A 6,207-nucleotide genomic window follows, 5' to 3' on the forward strand; every position below is an offset into this window, starting at 1 on the left:
CGCTTGAAAGTGTGGAAATTTATCAAAGATGAAATTGCCAAAGGCCGTCAAATTTATATCGTTTATCCTTTAATCAAGGAAAGCGAAACGATGGATTACAAGGATTTGATGGATGGTTACGAAAGTAATTCCCGAGATTTTCCGTTGCCGCAATACAGCATTTCCATGGTACACGGCCAAATGAAACCTGCCGATAAAGAAGCCGAAATGAAACGCTTTGCCGAAGGCAAAACCAACATTATGATTGCCACAACGGTTATTGAAGTGGGCGTAAATGTGCCCAATGCCAGTGTGATGATTATTGAAAGTGCCGAACGTTTCGGATTGTCACAATTGCATCAGTTGAGAGGTCGCGTTGGTCGTGGTGCCGAACAAAGTTATTGCATTTTAATGACTTCCTTCAAATTATCCAACGACAGTAAAATTCGCTTAGAAACCATGTGCCAAACCAACGACGGATTTGAAATTGCTGAAGTCGATTTAAAACTCCGCGGTCCGGGCGATATTATGGGCAAACAACAAAGTGGTGTGTTGAATTTACAAATCGCCGATTTGGTCAAAGACAAAGACATTTTGCTTTTAGCCCGACACGAAGCGATGAAACTACTCAAAAAAGATGCTTCAATGGCACTCCCGGAACATCAGACGCTCAGGACAGTTTTTATCGAACTGACTAAAAAGAAAAACATTTGGAATTACATAAGTTAACACAATTAAAATGGTAAAATACAACCCGAAAGATTGGATTACTTTCATTTTTCGATTTCACAAAGCCGACACTTTTCGACAATTATTTCCTATGATGATTTTTATCGGATTGTATTCCGGTGCGATTTGCTATTTGGAAGTTGAGTATTGGAAACTCTCTGAAACGAGTCATGTGAAGAACATCACTATCATGCACGGTATGCTGGGTTTTGTGATTTCGTTACTCTTAGCCTACCGAACCAATACCGCTTATGACCGTTGGTGGGAAGGCCGAAAACTTTGGGGTTCTTTGGTGAACAACAGTCGAAGTTTAGCCATCAAGCTTTCAGCTATTTTAAAAGATGAAAACGATAAAAAATACTTGCGCTTTTTGATTCCGACTTACGCTTCGGTTTTATCCAAACATTTGAGTGATGATGAAGTTGGGCAAATTTTGTTTGAAGATGTCGAATTGCAAATCAACCTTCGAAAGCACAAACCCAATCAGGTCGCTCAAGTGTTGTTTCAAAAGATAAACGACTTACACCAAGCCGGAAAAATATCGGGTGACCAATTGATTATTTTGAATACCGAATTGCACTCGTTTATTGAGGTTTGCGGGGCTTGTGAACGGATTAAGAATACGCCTATTCCCTATTCTTACGGTGCTTTTATCAAGAAATTTATTTTCTTTTACGTGATGACTTTGCCTTTTGGCTATGTTTTCAATTTAGGATATTATGTCATTCCGGTAGTGGTATTTATTTTTTATGTTTTGGCTTCGTTGGAATTAATTGCCGAAGAAATTGAAGATCCTTTCGGGAACGACGAGAACGATTTGCCTACCGTTAAGATAGCCGAAAACATCAAGCGCCACGTGGAAGAAATACTGTAATTATTTGGTTTTCCTTTGCAATTGTCTTGAGAAAAGTAAAGCGTTGTTCATAGCCCCGATAGGAGCTAGCTACCGTGTAGCGCGGATAGCGGGAGGAGATTTTCTAAGAGGCGAAAATGGTTCTGCTCCTAATTGAAAATAATACTCAACTATCACAGATAAACCATAGAAATTTATTTTAACTCTCGACAGCAATACTTATATTTGCACCCTTAAAATACGATACATGAGAATCTCATACAATTGGTTAAAACAATTCATTAAAATAGATTTAAAATCAGAGGATACTGCCGCCATCTTAACCGATTTAGGGTTAGAAGTAGAAGTGGTGGAAAAATACCAATCAGTACGCGGTGGATTGGAAGGTGTAGTAGTAGGCCATGTATTGACTTGCGAAAAGCATCCTGATGCCGACAGATTAAAAATTACTACGGTGGATTTAGGCGATGGTACTCCGGTGCAAATTGTTTGTGGCGCTACCAACGTAGCTGCGGGTCAAAAAGTGCCTGTAGCTACTATAGGAACCAAATTGTTTGACAAAGACGGCAATGAGTTTGAAATTAAAAAGGGAAAAATTCGCGGACAAGAAAGCCACGGTATGATTTGCGCCGAAGATGAATTGGGCTTAGGCACCAGTCATGACGGGATTATGATATTAGATGAAAAGTTAAAACCGGGAACACCTTGTGCCAAAGTATTCAATATTGAAAATGATGAAGTCTTCGAAATCGGTTTAACACCTAACCGTGCCGATGCTATGTCGCATATGGGTGTAGCTCGTGATTTGCGCGCGAGTTTGTTGCAAAAAAACAGCAATATCGAATTGATTACGCCATCGGTAAGCACCTTTAGAATTGACAAAAGAACACTGAAAATTGATGTGGATGTCAAAGACAGTAAATTGACTCCGAGATATTGCGGCGTAACCATTTCGGGCGTAACCGTAAAAGAGTCACCGGAATGGTTAAAGAACCGTTTGAAAGCTATCGGACTCACTCCGAAAAATAATATTGTTGACGTTACTAATTATATTTTACACGATTTAGGACAGCCTTTGCACGCCTTTGACGCCTCAAAAATCAATGGCAAAATTATTGTAAAGACTGTCGCTGCGGGAACAAAATTCATCACTTTAGACGAAGTGGAAAGAACCTTACACGAAGAAGATTTGATGATTTGTGACGAAAAAGGACCACTTTGTTTGGCGGGTGTTTTTGGTGGAAAATCTTCAGGCGTTACCGAAACGACCAATGCTATTTTCTTGGAAAGTGCCTATTTTAATCCGGTATCCATCCGAAAATCAGCCAAAAGACATGCGTTAAATACTGATGCTTCTTTCCGTTTTGAAAGAGGAATCGACCCTAATATTACCGAGTTTGCCCTAAAACGTGCGGCTCTTTTGATTAAAGAAGTAGCCGGCGGCGAAATTACTTCTGACATTATTGACGTTTATCCAAAGAAAATTGAAGATTTTCCGGTTTTTCTTCATTTTGACAAAGCCAATAAATTAATTGGCCAAGAGCTACCAAAAGAAACCATCAAGAAAATTTTAGCGTCATTAGACATCAAAGTAACAACGGTTTCAGACGCGGGTTTGGGTTTGATTATTCCATCCTACCGCGTTGATGTACAAAGAGAAATTGATGTGATCGAAGAAATTTTACGCGTTTACGGTTACAACAACATCAATTTCACCAAGAAATTAAATGCTACGGTAGCCAATTCTGCCCGAACCGAAGATTATAAAGTCCAAAATATTGTAGCTACACAATTAAATGGTTTAGGCTTTCATGAAATGATGGCCAACTCGTTGACTACTCCGGATTATGTTGGTTTGTCGGATTTGTTGAAAGAAGAATACAATGTGATGATGTTGAATCCGTTAAGCAACGACTTATCGACTATGCGTCAATCGCTTTTGTTCTCAGGCTTAGAAGCCGTTTCTTATAACATCAACCGCAGAAATGGTGATTTGAAGCTGTTTGAATTCGGGAAAACCTATCACAAATTGCCATCAGGTTATGATGAACCTAAACACTTAACTTTATTTGTTTCCGGAAATCGCAACGCAGAAAGTTGGACCAATCCGCAAAAACCTTCTGATTTCTTTTTATTCAAAGGTTATATTAGTTCGGTTTTAGAGCGATTAGGAATCAACAAAATCCAAAACAAACCGGCGGCTTCGGATGTCTTTGCCGAAGGAATAGCCATAGCTTGCGGGAATGATACTTTAGTAGAGTTTGGCACCGTGAAAAAATCGATTTTAAAACACTTCGATATCAAGCAAGAAGTATTTTATGCCGATTTCAATTGGAACTTAATTTTAAAACTAATCGGTAGCAAAATCAAATTCACCGATATTCCTAAATACCCTGAAGTCCGCAGAGACTTAGCCCTTTTAGTGGATGAAAACGTAGCATTCGATGCCATTTACAATATTGCCCGCCAAACTGAAAAATCGCTCTTAAAAGCGGTGAATTTGTTTGATGTTTACCAAGGGAAAAACCTACCGGAAGGCAAAAAATCATATGCCGTAAGTTTCACTTTGCAAGACAGTTCCAAAACGTTGACCGATGAGCAAATTGACAAAATCATGAGCAAGTTGCAAAAAAATATGGAAAATGAATTAGGAGCCAGTTTGAGATAATAGCTTCCTTCTTAAAACAATATAAAACGCTCGAGTAATTCGGGCGTTTTTTATTTTAGTTTCCTTGCCATTTATACCGCTGAATTTTTCAAAACTTTAACAACTGTAGAAATGCAATTTTGGAGGATTGCTTTAGTGATTTGACAATTTATTTTGTAATTTTCGATTCATACTTTCCAAGTTGTCAACTGTTTAAAAAAAATTAGCCTTATGTTGCTCCACAAAGTAAACCTTCAGGAAGAAATGCTTTCCGAGAGAAAAAAAAGCCAATCGGAAGCTGCTATTTTAGCTCAGGTACAATTGATTTTAGCCGAAAACGAACGCGAGCGCGAAATCGTAGCCGAAAAGCTTCAGCGCAAAAGTTCAACAATAGCTAATGCGCTTCAATTTGATTTGCTTGCTACGGATAAAATTTTCCACATCGACCAAATCCGAAAAATTTGTGTGGATTACCGCTTGCGATTTTTAGACAGCAGTATTTTTAAGAATGAAATTCCGGAAGAAGCCATTAGTAAAATCAGAAATCTGGAAAAAGAGCACAACACTACACTCGATGGTTTCAAAATTATTGCTCCGAGTAAGGCTTTCCATTTGCTTAATTACGACGATCCGTTGTTGTTTGTGCCCATTGGTAATAACTATTATTATTTGATTCACCAATGGGGAACCGAAATCAATCCGTGGCGCAAACTGATGGTGTTGCCTTTTAAGAATTTAGGAGCCTTTACTGTTACGGCCATTCTTTTGAGTGCTTTTACAGCTTGGTTGGTTCCGGAAAACAATTTGAGCAAATCAGTTCCAATGGCTTCTTTGATTGTATTTCTTTTCGCTTTTAAATCGATTTTCGCTGTGTTTGCTTATTACTTTTTTATGATGGGTAAAAACTTTAACGAGGAAATTTGGAAACGGGAATATTATAATAATTAAAAATAAAAAAGCCCCGATTACTCGGGGCTTTCTATTTAATCAAAAGGGAAAAATTATTTTTTCTCTTTCTTTTCCATTTCAGCTTTTAAGCCGGCTAAAATATCATTGTTATCTCCTAAAGTTTGAGCCGGAGCATTGTTAGTAGACGCTACAGTTTCAGTAGCAGCTTTAACGTTTTTCTCTTCTTCTTCTCTGAAGATAGCGGTATGAGAAGCTACTACTCTTTTGAATTCTTTGTTGAATTCAATTACTTTGAATTGTGCTTCTTCCCCTTTTTTCAATTTTTTACCGTCTTCTTTTTCCAAGTGACGAGTAGGGATAAACGCTACTACATCATCACCGAAATCAACTGTAGCACCTTTGTCAACTATCTCAGCGATAGTTCCGGTGTGAACAGTTCCTACAGCGAAAGCATCTTCATGTTTGTCCCAAGGATTAGCAGTAGTTTGTTTGTGACCTAAAGACAATTTACGTCCGTCTACATCTAATTCTAATACTACTACGTCTAATTTATCCCCAACGTTAACAAATTCTGATGGGTGTTTGATTTTCTTAGTCCATGACAAGTCAGAGATGTACACTAAACCGTCGATTCCTTCTTCTAACTCAACGAAAATTCCGAAGTTAGTAAAGTTTCTAACGATACCGGTGTGTTTTGAACCTACAGGATATTTAGATGTGATATCAGTCCATGGATCTTGCGTCAATTGTTTGATACCCAATGACATTTTACGATCGTCTCTGTCTAAGGTTAAGATAACTGCTTCAACAGTATCCCCAACTTTTACGAAATCTTGAGCACTTCTTAAGTGAGTAGACCAAGACATTTCAGAAACGTGGATCAAACCTTCAACACCTTCTGCTACTTCAATGAAAGCACCGTAGTCAGCAATAACTACTACTTTACCTTTCACTTTGTCACCTACTTGTAAGTTAGCATCTAAAGCATCCCAAGGGTGAGCGTTTAATTGTTTTAAACCTAATTGGATTCTTGTTTTCTCATCATCAAAGTCTAAGATAACAACGTTCAATTTTTGGTCTAATTCCAATA

The 6,207-nt window shown here is 38.2% G+C and carries 5 protein-coding genes; 4 read left to right on the plus strand and 1 reads right to left on the minus strand.

Annotation, left to right across the window (positions count from 1 at the left end; all coding sequences use genetic code 11):
• From ACIQ32_RS10980 to ACIQ32_RS10995, 4 genes are all read left to right on the plus strand, one after another.
• The coding region (locus ACIQ32_RS10980) for a helicase-related protein (RefSeq protein WP_396195736.1) at positions 1-708 on the plus strand (708 nt) is incomplete at its 5' end.
• A 10-nt stretch (positions 709-718) separates the two neighbouring features.
• Positions 719-1,582 carry a bestrophin family protein gene (locus ACIQ32_RS10985; RefSeq protein WP_396195737.1) on the plus strand — a complete coding sequence of 288 codons (864 nt, stop codon included), beginning with the start codon at positions 719-721 and terminating at the stop codon, positions 1,580-1,582.
• Positions 1,583-1,808: 226 nt separating this feature from the next.
• Entirely contained in the window at positions 1,809-4,229 is a 2,421-nt protein-coding gene (gene pheT / locus ACIQ32_RS10990; RefSeq protein ID WP_396195738.1) for a phenylalanine--tRNA ligase subunit beta, read from the plus strand.
• A 210-nt stretch (positions 4,230-4,439) separates the two neighbouring features.
• Positions 4,440-5,156, plus strand: coding sequence for a hypothetical protein (locus tag ACIQ32_RS10995; protein ID WP_396195739.1), 717 nt, complete (start codon positions 4,440-4,442; stop codon positions 5,154-5,156).
• A gap of 53 nt (positions 5,157-5,209) precedes the next feature.
• Here ACIQ32_RS10995 and ACIQ32_RS11000 read toward each other — a convergent pair.
• Positions 5,210-6,207, minus strand: a 998-nt coding sequence (locus ACIQ32_RS11000; RefSeq protein WP_396195740.1) for a S1 RNA-binding domain-containing protein, incomplete at its 5' end; no start/stop codon positions are given.

Origin of the sequence: Flavobacterium sp., from assembly GCF_044373165.1 — a bacterium.
Taxonomy (GTDB): domain Bacteria; phylum Bacteroidota; class Bacteroidia; order Flavobacteriales; family Flavobacteriaceae; genus Flavobacterium.